We start from the raw sequence: 13,921 nt of genomic DNA, 5'->3' as shown, positions 1-13,921 counted from the left end.
CCGATGCGGATCTCTGGATCCCGATCGGGACCGGGGATCATAGCCTAAACTGAGAAAGAGATCTTGTGTTTCTCAACAGATTCTTCCCGATTTATCCACAGGAAGGATCGAAGCTGGGTAAGTGTAATCGATCCTGGCTGGAGTGGGGCACGATTTCAGCCGCATATTGGAAAAATTAATGAACTATCCTGGTTTTGGGCTTAATCGATCTAACAAAGATCCTTTGCGATCCTTGCGCTTTATCCACCAGGTCGTATAATCCACCACCCGGCGCGTAATGCCCGTTTTCCGCAGCGTGCCATCGCCTGTTTTTTGTGCGGCAAGGTGCGAGAAATAAGGAAAGAGAATTGACTCCGGAGTGTACAATTATTACAATCCGGCCTCTTTAATCACCCACGCTGAGGCGTAGGCCGTTCGAAATTCGTTCGGATTTACGCGAAAGTCAGTGAAATTATTCAAGTTTAGGTAGAAATCGCCATGAAACGCACTTTTCAACCGTCTGTACTGAAGCGCAACCGTTCTCACGGCTTCCGTGCTCGTATGGCTACTAAAAATGGTCGTCAGGTTCTGGCACGTCGTCGTGCTAAAAGCCGCGCTCGTCTGACCGTTTCCAAGTAATAAAGCTAACCCTGAGTGGTTAAGCTCGCATTTCCCAGGGAGTTACGCTTGTTAACTCCCAGTCATTTCACTTTCGTCTTCCAGCAGCCATTACGGGCTGGCACGCCGCAAATCACCATCCTCGGCCGCCAAAATTCGCTGGGGCATCCCCGCATCGGTCTTACCGTCGCCAAGAAAAACGTCAAGCGCGCGCATGAACGCAATCGGATTAAACGTCTGACGCGTGAAAGCTTCCGTTTACGTCAACATGAACTCCCGCCAATGGATTTCGTGGTGGTGGCGAAGAAAGGGGTTGCCGACCTCGATAACCGTGCTCTCTCGGAAGCGTTGGAAAAATTATGGCGCCGCCACTGTCGCCTGGCTCGCGGGTCCTGATAGGCCTGATTCGGGTCTATCAGCGCCTGATTAGTCCGCTACTCGGGCCGCACTGTCGTTTCACGCCGACCTGTTCTCAATACGGAATTGAGGCATTGCGCAGGTTTGGATTGATAAAAGGCAGTTGGTTGACGGTGAAACGCGTATTAAAATGCCACCCTTTACACCCTGGTGGTGACGATCCCGTCCCGCCTGGACCATTTGATACCAGAGAACACTAACGATGGATTCGCAACGCAATCTTCTTATCATCGCTTTGTTGTTCGTGTCTTTCATGATCTGGCAAGCCTGGGAGCAGGATAACAATCCTCAACCCCAGCAGCAGACCACGCAGACAACGACCACAGCAACGGGTAGCGCCGCCGACCAGGGCGTACCGGCCAGTGGCCAGGGGAAACTGATTACGGTAAAAACCGATGTGCTTGACCTGACCATCAACACCCGCGGTGGTGATGTTGAGCAAGCGCTGCTTCTGGATTATCCGAAAGAGCTGAAGTCAACTGAGCCGTTCCAGCTTCTGGAAACCACTCCGCAGTTTACCTATCAGGCGCAGAGCGGCCTGACCGGTCGTGATGGCCCGGACAACCCGGCTAACGGACCGCGTCCGTTGTATAACGTCGATAAAGATGCGTTTGTGATGGCTGATGGCCAGAACGAAATCGTCATTCCTCTGACGTACACCGATAAAGCAGGCAACGTATTCACTAAAACTTTCACCCTGAAGCGCGGTGAATATGCGGTGAACGTCGGCTATAGCGTGCAGAACGCCAGCGAAAAACCGCTGGAACTGTCGACCTTTGGCCAGCTGAAGCAAACCGCCAACCTGCCGACGCATCGCGACACGCAGACCGGCGGTCTGACGACGATGCACACCTTCCGTGGCGCGGCGTACTCAACGTCTGAAACGAAGTACGAAAAATATAAATTCGATACTATCGTCGATAACGAAAACCTGAACGTCAGCACCAAAAACGGCTGGGTTGCCATGCTGCAGCAGTACTTTACTACCGCATGGGTTCCGCAGAACACCGGTACTAACAACTTCTACACCGCGAATCTCGGCAACGGTATTGTGGCAATCGGCTACAAATCTCAGCCGGTTCTGGTGCAGCCGGGTCAAACCGATAAGCTGGAAAGCACCCTGTGGGTCGGCCCGGCTATTCAGGACAAAATGGCCGCCGTTGCGCCGCATCTTGACCTGACCGTCGACTACGGCTGGCTGTGGTTTATCTCTCAGCCGCTGTTCAAACTGCTGAAATGGATCCATAGCTTCCTGGGCAACTGGGGCTTCTCCATCATCGTCATCACCTTTATCGTTCGTGGCATCATGTACCCGCTGACTAAAGCGCAGTACACCTCCATGGCGAAGATGCGTATGCTGCAGCCGAAGATTCAGGCAATGCGCGAGCGTCTGGGCGACGACAAGCAGCGTCAAAGCCAGGAAATGATGGCCCTGTATAAAGCTGAGAAGGTTAACCCGCTGGGTGGCTGCTTCCCGCTGATTATCCAGATGCCAATCTTCCTTGCGCTGTACTACATGCTGAGCGCCTCGGTTGAACTGCGTCATGCGCCGTTTATCCTGTGGATCCACGACCTGTCGGCGCAAGACCCGTACTACATCCTGCCGATCATCATGGGCGCGACGATGTTCTTCATCCAGAAGATGTCTCCGACCACCGTGACCGACCCGATGCAGCAGAAGATCATGACCTTTATGCCGGTCATCTTCACGGTGTTCTTCCTGTGGTTCCCGTCCGGTCTGGTGGTTTACTATATCGTCAGCAACCTGGTCACCATTATTCAGCAGCAGCTGATTTACCGTGGTCTGGAGAAGCGTGGCCTGCATAGCCGCGAGAAGAAAAAATCCTGATTCTCTTCATTCTTCAAGCCGCAGATGCGTTGGCTTCGTTAGTTCGCCCCGGTCACTTACTTCAGTAAGCTCCAGGGGCCTCTCTAACTTGCCGCCTTCCTGCAACTTGAACTATTTCGAGAATCTACGGTAAAGTTAATGCCAGAGAAGGCGGTCAATAGACCGCCTTTTTTACATCCACATAGAGAGTCACCATGAGCCATAACGACACTATCGTCGCCCAGGCAACCCCACCGGGACGCGGTGGTGTGGGCATTCTGCGCATCTCTGGCCTGAAGGCGCGCGACGTTGCGCAGGCGGTGCTGGGCAAGCTGCCGAAGCCGCGCTATGCCGACTACCTGCCGTTTAAAGACAGCGACGGCAGCGCGCTGGATCAGGGGATTGCGCTGTGGTTCCCCGGCCCGAACTCCTTTACCGGCGAAGACGTGCTGGAGCTTCAGGGCCACGGCGGCCCCGTTATCCTCGACCTGCTTCTGAAACGCATTCTGACGCTGCCGGGCGTGCGCATCGCCAGGCCCGGCGAGTTCTCCGAGCGCGCGTTTTTAAACGACAAGCTCGACCTGGCACAGGCAGAAGCCATTGCCGACCTGATCGACGCCAGCTCCGAGCAGGCGGCGCGTTCTGCGCTGAATTCGCTGCAGGGCGCATTCTCCACTCGCGTAAACCATCTTGTGGAAGCGCTGACGCACCTGCGCATCTACGTGGAAGCGGCCATTGATTTCCCGGACGAAGAGATCGACTTCCTCTCCGATGGCAAAATCGAAGCCCAGCTAAACGACGTTATCGCCGATCTTGACGCCGTGCGCGCCGAAGCGCGCCAGGGTAGCCTGCTGCGCGAAGGGATGAAGGTCGTCATTGCCGGGCGGCCGAACGCCGGGAAATCAAGCCTGCTGAACGCGCTGGCGGGCCGGGAGGCGGCTATCGTCACCGATATTGCCGGTACCACCCGCGACGTGCTGCGGGAGCATATCCATATCGACGGTATGCCGCTGCACATCATTGATACCGCCGGCCTGCGCGATGCGAACGATGAGGTCGAACGTATCGGCATCGAACGCGCCTGGCAGGAGATTGAACAAGCCGATCGCGTGCTGTTTATGGTCGATGGTACCACCACCGATGCGACCGATCCGGCAGATATCTGGCCAGATTTTATCGCCCGTCTGCCGAAAAACCTGCCGATTACCGTGGTGCGCAACAAGGCGGATATCACCGGAGAAACGCTGGGGCTGAGCGAAGTGAATGACCACTCACTTGTTCGCCTTTCGGCGCGTACCGGCGAGGGCGTAGACGTGCTGCGTAATCATCTCAAGCAGAGCATGGGCTTTGAAACCAATATGGAAGGCGGCTTTCTGGCGCGCCGCCGCCATTTGCAGGCGCTGTCCGACGCCGCAGAGCATCTTCAGCAGGGTAAAGCGCAGCTGCTGGGCGCCTGGGCTGGCGAGCTGCTGGCGGAAGAGCTGCGCCTGGCCCAGCAGAGCCTGAGCGAAATCACCGGCGAGTTTACCTCCGACGACCTGCTGGGACGCATTTTCTCAAGTTTCTGTATTGGTAAATAAGCTCAGTATGTGAGCATTGACTAACCCGCACTAACTGATTGTTAATGCGGGTTTTTATTGTTTGTACTGGCGCGTAGTCGTGCGGGACCATCCGCGATTTTGTATTCTGAATTAAAAACGCTGTGTCATTGTTCACTTTTTACGCTAAAAATCACATCAAATGTTTAGCGGCAAGCAAAAGAACTCACGAACTGCACCTGCATAAATCATATCGAGATTTCATTACTGACCGCCTGCGGTCTGATGAAAGCACAGCGCGATAACCTGACAGGGCAGAAAAATATCTACCCTGTCATTTTCATTCATATGAGAGGGTATAAGTCGCCGTCGCATTCACCGTTCCGGGAACCACATCGCCTGTTCTGTAGAATCTGGCGCCAAGAGTAATCACTTCGCTGGTCTGTGAATTTTCGATAATTGTCCAGGAACTCCCGAGTGGGACAGGCCTGTTGTTATTGTTGGGCTCCAGTAATTGCGTACCGACCCCCTCCGCGGTACCGGTATTTACCATGACCGTGTTATTGTCACTTACGCTGGTGCCGTCAATCTGTATTATTACTTTCGTACCGCTGATACAACTTAGCGGGATATTGAGTCCAACCTGATTAGCCGTTGAACCCACAGAAGGTAAATCCGCCCGGTCAACCGTACCCAAAGAAAGCGTAAAATCTGTAGCGCCATCTACTGTGCAGGATTGAGCCGTCAAATTTCCCGTAATATGAATATTGCCCCCGTCAGCCTCAGCTAATGACGCTATCGCTAGCAGTAACAAAGGGAGAAAAAATAAACGCAGAAACATATTCATTCTCCTTAATCATAATCAAGCGTGTAGGTGGCGCTGGCGTCAACGGAGCCCGGGGTTAAGTCGCCCGTGCGAATATAACGCGCGGCGAGCGGTATTTTTGCCGTCGTCCCTGAGCTGGTAATCGGCGACCAGCGGTAATTCAGATTGACCGGGTGATTACCGCCGCCATGCAGATCCATCACCTGCACGGAAAGTCCTTTAGCGGTGCCATTATTCTTTAATATACTGGTATCACTGGTGCCAGGTTCCTGTGTGCCGCTAAGGGTAAAATAGACATTCGTTCCGGCAGTACAGCTCAGCGATATATCTTTTTCACTGCTCTCTCCCCAAGTGCTCCCGACCGAAGGCAGTTCGCTTTTTTGCACATCATCAAGCGTAAAACTCAGATCCGAGCCGCCGGAGAGGGTACAGCCGCTGGCCGACAACGTGCCAGTGAAATTAATATCGATATTTGCCGACCCCTGGTTGCCGTTCGCCTGACCGTAACCAACCTTTCCGGAGAGCGTACCGCCGCTTACCGAATCGGCGATTTTAATTAAATTAAGCTTTGGGGTAATCGACATATAAATCATCGCCCCCCAACCGATACTGTCATCGGTTAACAGCTTTATTGACGAGCCGCTGGTTATCCAGCCGTTGCCCGAGGCCCCTTTCGTATCCGACATGCTGGCGCCAAGCTGAACGCCAACGCCGGACAAATTGGTTTTAAAAGTCAGTCGGCCGTTATAGGTTCCCGCCGAAGCCAACGACGAATAGAGATAACCATAAAAGTATTTCTCTACCGTAAATGAGGATTCACATGACGCAAACTGAACCGAATCAAACGTTTTATCGCCGCCGGTAATCGATTGTCCAACGGCCAGATCCGGCGACACCGATATCGTTTTCAGATCAACGCTCGTTGAGGCAACACTCGAGTAACACTCTGAAGCCCAGACATTCAGCGATAGCGTGCAAGCGCATCCAGCCATTACCGCCTGGCGAAAAAACCGTGTGTTTGCCTCGCGCTGCCCTGTCAACGGCGGCCTGCATGTTGTTCTGTTTTTCATTTCACCACCTTTTCTCTACTGACATTGCGCATCAAGATTAATTACGCCAGTTTTTTCACCCTCTTGTGGCAGCTGATAATGGGCATGGCACTGCGCATTTTTTCCTTTGCCCCACTGTGCCAGGATGTCGCCCTGCTGCGGCATCCCGGTCAGATACACTGAACCGCCGTCGCTAACGATGCTATTGACGCTGTCGTCCTCTGCCAGCGTGACGGTGGCGCCGAAAGGAACGTCCGTACTCGCGTGATGCAGATGCATCAACACCCTCGCACCGATATGCGTTTTAAACCCCGCCAGTACAATCGCCCCTTCCGTCGGCACCACCTGCGCCGTGGAGCTATCGACTTCCGCATTGTCGGCCAGGGTGCTGGTATCAAGCCTTACCGTCGTGCGGCGATACGGCGTGAGATAAGGTACGATGGCATAACCGCGCCAGTCGGTGCTGACCCCGGTGCCGTTTTCCACGGTCACATCGCTGACCCCCGGCGAGCGCACCAGCGCCAGCGACTGGATATCCTCACTCAGCGACTGCGAAAAGGTGACGCCGTAAGGGTGCACCACCACTCCGCCCTGCACGCCATAGTTCACCTGCCTGCTGTCCGGATCGTAGTTGTAACCCATGTTCGCTTCGCCCGCGCGACCGGTATAATCGACGGATAGCGTGCCGTTATTGCCGGAATTTTCATGGTTGCTGTAGCCTTCCATCACGCTATAGCTAAGGTTCGAATCCTTCAAAGCCGTACCGTACAAGCTGACCTGCTGGGTGGTGTCTCCGTGGCGGTTAGTGTTGAGGCTGTATCCGGCATAGGCTTTCGGCAGCCATTTACTCAGCGGGATACTGATATTCAACGCGCCCTGATGGTCGTCCTCTGTTCCCGGCATGCTGCTGAAGGTGTAGTTCAGGCCCAACGTCATGCCATCCCAGCTGGTGTCGTAGCCGAGGGACAGGTTTCGCTCATATCCACCTTCGTCCCAGTAATCCTGCTGGTAGCCGCTCGCATAAAGCGATCCCCAGCCCTCTGGTAGCGACTGACTGAGTGACAGCTGCCAGCGGGAACGTTTGTTATGGCTTAAGTCAAATTCATCCTGGTCGTTCAGGTCGTCATCGTGAGAATCATCGACGATTAGATCCGCCGCATCCTGAAAGCTGTAGTAGCCCTTAGTGGAATAACGGTATGCCGCCAGCGTGATCGTTGAGCCGGTGCTGAGCATACTTTTTGAGTACTGGGCGCGTATGGACTGCCCCTCTTTGTGCTCGTCATTGCTCAAATCGGCCGAGGAATAGGCCCCGTCAAAGGAGATGGAGCCCAGTTCACCGAGGGTGAATCCCATCCCCAACAGCCCGTTCTGGTAGCTATCCGCCAGCTGCGTACCGCCGTATATCGTCATATCGTACGGTAGGCCGTAGATCAGCGTCATCTGGGCGAACTTCGGCTCCTGACCATCGCTGTTGCTGCGGTATTTACCGCCGGTGAAGTCATACTTAAGATGCCCTTCGCGCTGCATGATTGCCACGCTGGAGAACGGCTGGACAAAGCTGCGTTCGCTGCCGTCTGACTCTTTAATCGTTACCAGCAGGTCGCCGTTTGTGGAGTTTGGGTAGAGATCGTCGATCTTAAACGGCCCCGGCGGTACCTGCTTCTGGTAAATCACGCTATTATTCTGGCGAATGGTGACCGTCGCGTTGCTGGTTGCAATGCCATGTACCGTTGGCGCAAAGTTGCGCAGACTGTCAGGCAGCATGTCATCGTCTGAAGAAAGCTGGACGCCGCGGAACGTAAAACCGTCGTAAACATCGGAAGGAGTGGTCGCATCGCCCAGCGTTAACAGCCCCTGTACGGCCTGCACGTCGCGTTGTAAAAAGGTGTTGATGGAGCTCCAGTCGCTTTCGCTGCTCCCGCCGCTGCTAACGTCTTCGCCGCTTGTGGTGTCGTGATATTCCGGCGATTTGCTGTAGGTCCAGGTGCTGTAGTTTCGCAACCGCCACGCGCCCAGGTTAATGCCGCTGTGCAGGTTCAGAAAATAGCTATCTTCCCTTCCAGAATCGTTCTCGTCGCGCCAGGTGTTTGAACCGTTAAAGTCATAGCCCAGCAGCAGCGCCGGCACTCCTTCATCCCACAGCGTCGGGCTGACGGAATCCTGCGCCGCGCTGTTGACGTCAGCCTGCGGTATGGTGAGATCCAGACGCATCTGGCTGTAATCAAGTCTGATCTGGCTATCCGGGACGGTTGCAGCCAGATCGTTGATACTGTTCTTGTTCCGCAGCGCATCGATATCACCAATCTTAATACCCCACTGCGCCAACAGCGCGGGGGTCACCACAGGCGTAAGCTGCCCATGTTTATCCTGCACAAAGTCCAGCGTTTGCGTGTCAACCTGCTCATGGTTCACATAAACGTCTACGTGGTAGCGACCCGGTAGCTGTGAACCGGGTTGGGAAAACTGGCTGAGATCAACGTTAAGTTTGGGCCCACTGGTCTCCAGCGCCGCCATATCGAACTCATCCTGAGCCAGCGCGCCCTGCGTTCCATACAGCGCTAAAATAATAATGCAGGCAAGCGGTTGTAATAAAAAAGCGCTGCTTTTGCCCGCTACGTCTATGGATGGTTGAGACATGATTACCCTTTCCCGTCCAGAACCAACGATCCTGCGCCATAATCATTGATATATTGCCAGGTGATTTTCCCGCCTGCCCCTGCCGGAATGGTGTAATCAGTCGAACCGTGCGGCGCGACCATGGTAAACGCCGTATCGACCACTTTGTCACCGACGTTCAGCTTAAAGAAGCTCAGATACCAGGGGGTTGGATTGGTGACGGTCAGCTTGTTGCCCGTCCTGTGAAAACCGATCGCCTCCATTGCCTCACTGGTGGGATCGGCAACGCCTTTGGGACGATAAAAAAGTTTGATTCGGTTTTTCAGCGAAAAGCGCAGCACGTTCTTGCCCTTATCCGCCGGATTGTTTGCCGGTATCGCCTTCACATCCAGCCAGTAAACGCTTTCCCGATCTGCCGGGAAATTCCCCCCTGTTCTGACAACGCGAATCGTATTTTCTGAACCAGCATCCAGTCGAAACAGCGGTGGCGTAACGGTAAAGGGCAGCGAACCGGTGGTACCAGGACGATCTCCTTTCGGGCCTTTGTCATCGACAAAACTTTGAATAAGGTAGGGAATCTGACCGTTAGCGCTGTTCATCACCTGAATGGACGCTTCCTTATCGCCGCCGTGATAAACCAGTCTCGTACCGCCGATAACGACCCCTGCGTGCGCAGATGTTACGGCGCACATCGCAGCCGCCAGCAGACCGTAAATAACTGACTTTCTCATGAACCGTTGCATCCTCTTTCCTAATCGTTTGAAAACAAGGGCCTCCGTGCCCTGGCGTTCTCCCTGATACGGAGGGTTACTGGTAGCTGATGGTGTAGTCAGCGTGAGAAACCAGCGTACCGGCAGTTGCGGTATCAGCCACAGCAACCATACGAGCGGTGAATGGAATATGTGCTTCGGTAGTGGTAGCGTCCGCCGTCAGGAAAGAGCTAACGTCGACAGCAGAAGACGGGCTGACTTTGGCTGCAGATGCGTCGTACAGCTGAACGCCAACATTAGTAGCCGCGCCGCTGTCGCTGGACTCATTTTTGAACGCCGTGTTCATAGAGCCATCGGCATTACCAGTAAAAGTCACGCTTGCTGCGGTAACCGTATTCGGGCAAGCGGTGAGATCCAGCGTAAAGTTCGTTGCCGGACCGGTGTCGCCAGCTTTCGCCAGATCAACCGTGTTCACGGTACCCAGGTTCAGGGTTGGGTTTGTCTGATCGTTGATATCCACGGTGCAACTGTCGGCAGTAACGGTACCGACGAAGTTGATCGTTCCATCAACCGCATGAGCCACACCCATCCCTACGCTGAACAATGCTGCCACAGCAGTCATTACAAATTGCTTTTTCATTATTTAATCCTTAATAAAAATATAATCATTACTCATTCATTCTTTTAAAATAGAACCATACAACGGTTCATTCAGGGAAGAATGACCCCCCTAAATACATTATTTAAGATGACAAACAGCGGAGTAAAATATTGAAAAAGAAAGCCCATGGCGCATTTCAATCAGCACCCTAATGCTTACACGCCAACTTCCTTATGTAATATTAATCTGCAAAAGATTATGAAATAGAACCCCCAACCATCTCAACAGAATATTTCATCCATTATTGGACTTCGCTCAACACCCCGAAAAAAACATCAAAACCACCAAAACATTTATTAAAAAACAACAAGATACATAAAAGCACTCAACTATCACTTTACCCCCCCCTGGTTATCCCAGTTCTAATATGTTCAGGTACTTGCTCGCTTTCTCTTAACGCACTACAAAATAACGCTTCACAACATTGCCTTTTTATACAGCCGAGCGTCGAGATTCCAGCATCGATCATGGCTGCTCTTTAAATAAAAATTTGAATGCAGGCGGCTCTCAACCATCGCCTATTTATGGGGTCAGGATAAATGCAAAAAAAATATTATACGAGCCTCCAAAGCAGGGGTTCATAACACTCGGGGAGTCACTACTCGTATGCCATATGACGGTAGGTACTTGTGTCTTGAACAGCGCTTGCGCTGTTCCCGTAGGGGCGAGATCTTAGGCCGAGTAACAAAGCCAACGCACATGCAACTTGAAGTATGATGGGCATAAACAGATAGTTGCGGAAAAAACACACCCTATCAGCAGGGCATCAGAAATGAGATTAAATAAAGCGTACTCACTCGCCTTAACGTCCTGTTAAAGCGGGTTAATTATTTTCCTTTAGCGTCTTCACGGCGTATCGCTTTGTCTATTACCCTTATCGGTACTCCCACTTACCGGATACGACAATGATGGCTGATTACACGTTTATTGATACCGTCCCTTCGGCGGAAGATTTTTGTCGCCTGCGCGTCATATCAGGTATGTCGCCGCGCCCGCGCGGGTCTGCCGCGTAGCTGCTACGGCGTGCATGTCCTCTATGCGGGCGTGCCCGTTGGTATGGGACGCATCGTCGGCGACGGCGCGCTGAACTTTGAAATCGTCGACGTCGCCGTGGACCCGGCCCATCAGGGAAAAGGTCTCGGTCGCCAGATCATGCAGAAAATCGTCTCCTGGCTGGATGAAAACGCGGTTAAAGGGGCATACGTCTCGTTGGTGGCGGATGTTCCCGAACTGTACGCCAAATTTGGGTTTTCCAGCGTCAGGCCAGAAAGTGAAGGTATGGCCAAGATCTGGAAATAATGCGGGACGCGATCGCTTGATTGGAAATATCAAAAAGCGATATAAAAACAAATAATTAAATTATCGCTGCACATCTTTCAACCGTTTTTCCTCCCAGGAAATCGTTGTTGTCCAAATGGCAACTCGTACTCCCGCACGAACCCCACTATTCTGTACCGCATTCTAATGCGAGGGGTTCTATGGCACGCTTTCTTATCTGCAGTTTTGCGCTGGTTCTGCTTTATCCATCCGGCATCGATATGTATCTGGTCGGTCTACCGCGCATTGCGCAGGATCTGGGGGCCAGTGAAGCGCAGCTGCATATCGCCTTTTCGGTTTATCTGGCGGGAATGGCCGCGGCGATGCTGTTTGCGGGTCGTATCGCCGATAAATCAGGGCGCAAGCCGGTGGCGATTTTCGGTGCCGTTGTCTTCATACTGGCCTCCCTTCTCTGCTCGCAGGCGCAGGTCAGCGCCCACTTCCTGGCTGGGCGTTTTATTCAGGGGATTGGCGCGGGCAGCTGCTACGTCGTCGCCTTTGCGGTGCTGCGCGATACCCTCGACGATCGCCGCCGGGCGAAAGTGCTTTCCCTCCTTAACGGTATCACCTGCATTATTCCGGTACTGGCGCCGGTACTCGGCCACCTGATTATGCTGAAATACCCGTGGCAGAGCCTGTTCTATACCATGACAGGCATGGGCGTTCTGGTGGGACTGCTCTCGGTCTTTATCTTGCGGGAAACGCGTCCCACAGCCGCGCCACATGCGGCGATGCAGCAAAATAATGTCCCCGAGTCGCTGCTTAACCGCTTTTTTCTCAGCCGAATTATCATAACCACCCTGAGCGTGACGGCTATCCTGACTTACGTTAACGTCTCCCCGGTGATCATGATGGAAGTGATGGGCTTCGATCGCGGCACCTATTCCATGGCGATGGCGCTAATGGCGCTTGTTAGCATGGTGGTGTCGTTCTCAACGCCGTTCGCTTTGACGCTATTTAAGCCCCGCACCCTGATGCTGACCTCGCAGGTGCTGTTCTTTATCGCCGGCGTGCTGCTGAGCCTCTCCCCCAGCCAGACGATGACGATGCTGGGTCTGGGACTGATTTGCGCCGGGTTCTCCGCCGGCTTTGGCGTAGCAATGAGTCAGGCCCTTGGGCCATTCACCCTGCGCGCCGGCGTGGCGAGTTCTGTTTTGGGAATTGCTCAGGTCTGCGGCTCTTCACTGTGGATTTGGCTGGCGGCTATCATCGGACTCAGCGCGATGAATATGCTGATCGGGATACTTATTGCCTGTAGCATAGTGAGCATTGTTCTGATTATGGTCACCTCTCCGGCGCGGGCCGCGCAACGCTATGAAGAAACCCCTGTCGAGTCTCGATCTTAACCTGCTGCTGTGCCTGCAGCTCTTAACCCAGGAGCTCAGCGTCACCCGCACGGCGAAACGGATGAACGTTTCGCCGTCGGCGGTGAGTAAATCGCTGGCCAAGCTGCGCGCCTGGTTTGACGATCCGCTGTTTGTCAAAACGCCTCTGGGGCTGTCACCCACGCCGCTGATGAGCAGTATGGAGCAGGATCTGGCGGACTGGATGCAGATGGGTAATCAGATCCTCGATAAGCCTCATCACACCATGCCGAGCGGGTTAAAGTTTGAGCTGGCGGCAGAGTCGCCGCTGCTGATGATCCTGCTGAATACGCTTTCACAGCGGATCTACCAGCGCTATCCGCAGGCGCTGATCCGCCTGCGTAACTGGGATTATGATTCGCTGGATGCGATTATTCGCGGTGAAGTCGACATCGGTTTTTGCGGCCGGGAAACCCATCCTCGCTCCCGTGAACAGCTCAGCCTGCTGCCCTGGTATATCGATTTTGAAATCCTGTTTACCGATCTTCCGCAGGTATGGCTGCGCGCCGATCATCCCGCGCTGAACGAGGAGTGGAATCTGGACACTTTCCTGCGTTATCCGCATATCAATATCTGTTGGGAACAAAGCGATACCTGGGCGCTGGATGATGTTCTGCACGATCTGGGGCATAAACGCACCGTGGCGTTGACCGTTCCGGGTTTTGAGCAGTCGCTGTTTATGGCGGCCCAGCCTCATCATACGATGTTGGCCACCGCCCCGCGCTATTGCCAGCGTTACAATCAACAGCACCATCTGCCGCTGGTTTCACTCCCGTTGCCGCTGGAGCCGTCCCTGCTGGAGAAAATACGCGTCCCCTTCACCCTCCTGTGGCATAAGCGCAACAGCTACAATCCGAAGATCGTCTGGCTGCGAGAAACGCTCAGGCAGCTCTATACTGAACCGCTCTAGCGTTGGATTAGCCCGTCTTGCGCAATAAATTGTAAAATTTATGCAATTTATTGCGCAAGGGGTGATTTCCGCATTAAAACCTGGCAAT

12 protein-coding genes and 1 pseudogene are annotated in these 13,921 nt (G+C 53.6%); 8 read left to right on the top strand and 5 right to left on the bottom strand.

What is annotated here, in order from left to right:
• The first annotated feature begins 477 nt into the window (after positions 1-477).
• From rpmH to mnmE, 5 genes are all read left to right on the top strand, one after another.
• Positions 478-618, top strand: coding sequence for a 50S ribosomal protein L34 (gene rpmH, locus ABLU96_RS15285; protein WP_004871828.1), 141 nt, complete (start codon positions 478-480; stop codon positions 616-618).
• A gap of 15 nt (positions 619-633) precedes the next feature.
• Complete coding sequence (gene rnpA / locus ABLU96_RS15280; protein WP_004871829.1) at positions 634-993, top strand: ribonuclease P protein component; 360 nt, start codon at positions 634-636, stop codon at positions 991-993.
• Positions 957-1,214, top strand: a complete 258-nt coding sequence (gene yidD / locus ABLU96_RS15275) for a membrane protein insertion efficiency factor YidD (RefSeq protein ID WP_004871831.1) — start codon at positions 957-959, stop codon at positions 1,212-1,214. The genes rnpA and yidD overlap by 37 nt, the downstream gene beginning before the upstream one ends.
• A gap of 2 nt (positions 1,215-1,216) precedes the next feature.
• On the top strand, positions 1,217-2,863 hold the full coding sequence (gene yidC / locus ABLU96_RS15270) for a membrane protein insertase YidC (RefSeq protein ID WP_004855708.1): 1,647 nt from the start codon (positions 1,217-1,219) through the stop codon (positions 2,861-2,863).
• A 194-nt stretch (positions 2,864-3,057) separates the two neighbouring features.
• Positions 3,058-4,422 (top strand): tRNA uridine-5-carboxymethylaminomethyl(34) synthesis GTPase MnmE, encoded by a 1,365-nt coding sequence (mnmE, locus tag ABLU96_RS15265; RefSeq protein WP_025107558.1) that lies wholly within the window; start codon positions 3,058-3,060, stop codon positions 4,420-4,422.
• Positions 4,423-4,720: 298 nt separating this feature from the next.
• Here mnmE and ABLU96_RS15260 read toward each other — a convergent pair whose 3' ends face one another.
• From ABLU96_RS15260 to ABLU96_RS15240, 5 genes are all read right to left on the bottom strand, one after another.
• A complete protein-coding gene (locus ABLU96_RS15260; RefSeq protein WP_025107557.1) occupies positions 4,721-5,221 on the bottom strand; it encodes a fimbrial protein in 501 nt (166 codons plus the stop codon).
• A gap of 11 nt (positions 5,222-5,232) precedes the next feature.
• Positions 5,233-6,102, bottom strand: a complete 870-nt coding sequence (locus tag ABLU96_RS15255; protein WP_025107556.1) for a fimbrial protein — start codon at positions 6,100-6,102, stop codon at positions 5,233-5,235.
• A 189-nt stretch (positions 6,103-6,291) separates the two neighbouring features.
• Positions 6,292-8,892 (bottom strand): fimbria/pilus outer membrane usher protein, encoded by a 2,601-nt coding sequence (locus ABLU96_RS15250; protein WP_057173438.1) that lies wholly within the window; start codon positions 8,890-8,892, stop codon positions 6,292-6,294.
• A gap of 2 nt (positions 8,893-8,894) precedes the next feature.
• Positions 8,895-9,602 carry a molecular chaperone gene (locus tag ABLU96_RS15245; protein ID WP_032751796.1) on the bottom strand — a complete coding sequence of 236 codons (708 nt, stop codon included), beginning with the start codon at positions 9,600-9,602 and terminating at the stop codon, positions 8,895-8,897.
• Between the two features lie 76 nt (positions 9,603-9,678).
• Positions 9,679-10,221 carry a fimbrial protein gene (locus tag ABLU96_RS15240; protein WP_025107553.1) on the bottom strand — a complete coding sequence of 181 codons (543 nt, stop codon included), beginning with the start codon at positions 10,219-10,221 and terminating at the stop codon, positions 9,679-9,681.
• A 926-nt stretch (positions 10,222-11,147) separates the two neighbouring features.
• On the opposite strand from ABLU96_RS15240, the pseudogene ABLU96_RS15235 reads away from it, so the two are divergent.
• The 3 genes and pseudogenes from ABLU96_RS15235 to yidZ all read left to right on the top strand — a co-directional run bounded on the left by ABLU96_RS15235 (position 11,148) and on the right by yidZ (position 13,833).
• Positions 11,148-11,541, top strand: a pseudogene (locus tag ABLU96_RS15235) (GNAT family N-acetyltransferase).
• 179 nt (positions 11,542-11,720) lie between these two features.
• Entirely contained in the window at positions 11,721-12,905 is a 1,185-nt protein-coding gene (locus ABLU96_RS15230; protein ID WP_064407350.1) for an MFS transporter, read from the top strand.
• Positions 12,874-13,833, top strand: coding sequence for an HTH-type transcriptional regulator YidZ (yidZ, locus tag ABLU96_RS15225; protein WP_048262969.1), 960 nt, complete (start codon positions 12,874-12,876; stop codon positions 13,831-13,833). The genes ABLU96_RS15230 and yidZ overlap by 32 nt, the downstream gene beginning before the upstream one ends.
• Positions 13,834-13,921 lie beyond the last annotated feature (88 nt).

Source organism: Klebsiella sp. CN_Kp106 (assembly GCF_040064575.1).
GTDB lineage: Bacteria > Pseudomonadota > Gammaproteobacteria > Enterobacterales > Enterobacteriaceae > Klebsiella > Klebsiella michiganensis.
This window is presented reverse-complemented; position numbering and strand designations above follow the sequence as displayed.

Bases quoted from the DNA above. Each gene is read 5' to 3' on its own strand.
- ABLU96_RS15260 (WP_025107557.1), bottom strand. From the start codon at position 5,221: ATGTTTCTGCGTTTATTTTTTCTCCCTTTGTTACTGCTAGCGATAGCG.
- ABLU96_RS15240 (WP_025107553.1), bottom strand. From the start codon at position 10,221: ATGAAAAAGCAATTTGTAATGACTGCTGTGGCAGCATTGTTCAGCGTA.
- ABLU96_RS15245 (WP_032751796.1), bottom strand. From the start codon at position 9,602: ATGAGAAAGTCAGTTATTTACGGTCTGCTGGCGGCTGCGATGTGCGCC.
- rpmH (WP_004871828.1), top strand. From the start codon at position 478: ATGAAACGCACTTTTCAACCGTCTGTACTGAAGCGCAACCGTTCTCAC.
- ABLU96_RS15250 (WP_057173438.1), bottom strand. From the start codon at position 8,892: ATGTCTCAACCATCCATAGACGTAGCGGGCAAAAGCAGCGCTTTTTTA.
- yidC (WP_004855708.1), top strand. From the start codon at position 1,217: ATGGATTCGCAACGCAATCTTCTTATCATCGCTTTGTTGTTCGTGTCT.
- yidD (WP_004871831.1), top strand. From the start codon at position 957: ATGGCGCCGCCACTGTCGCCTGGCTCGCGGGTCCTGATAGGCCTGATT.
- yidZ (WP_048262969.1), top strand. From the start codon at position 12,874: ATGAAGAAACCCCTGTCGAGTCTCGATCTTAACCTGCTGCTGTGCCTG.
- ABLU96_RS15230 (WP_064407350.1), top strand. From the start codon at position 11,721: ATGGCACGCTTTCTTATCTGCAGTTTTGCGCTGGTTCTGCTTTATCCA.
- mnmE (WP_025107558.1), top strand. From the start codon at position 3,058: ATGAGCCATAACGACACTATCGTCGCCCAGGCAACCCCACCGGGACGC.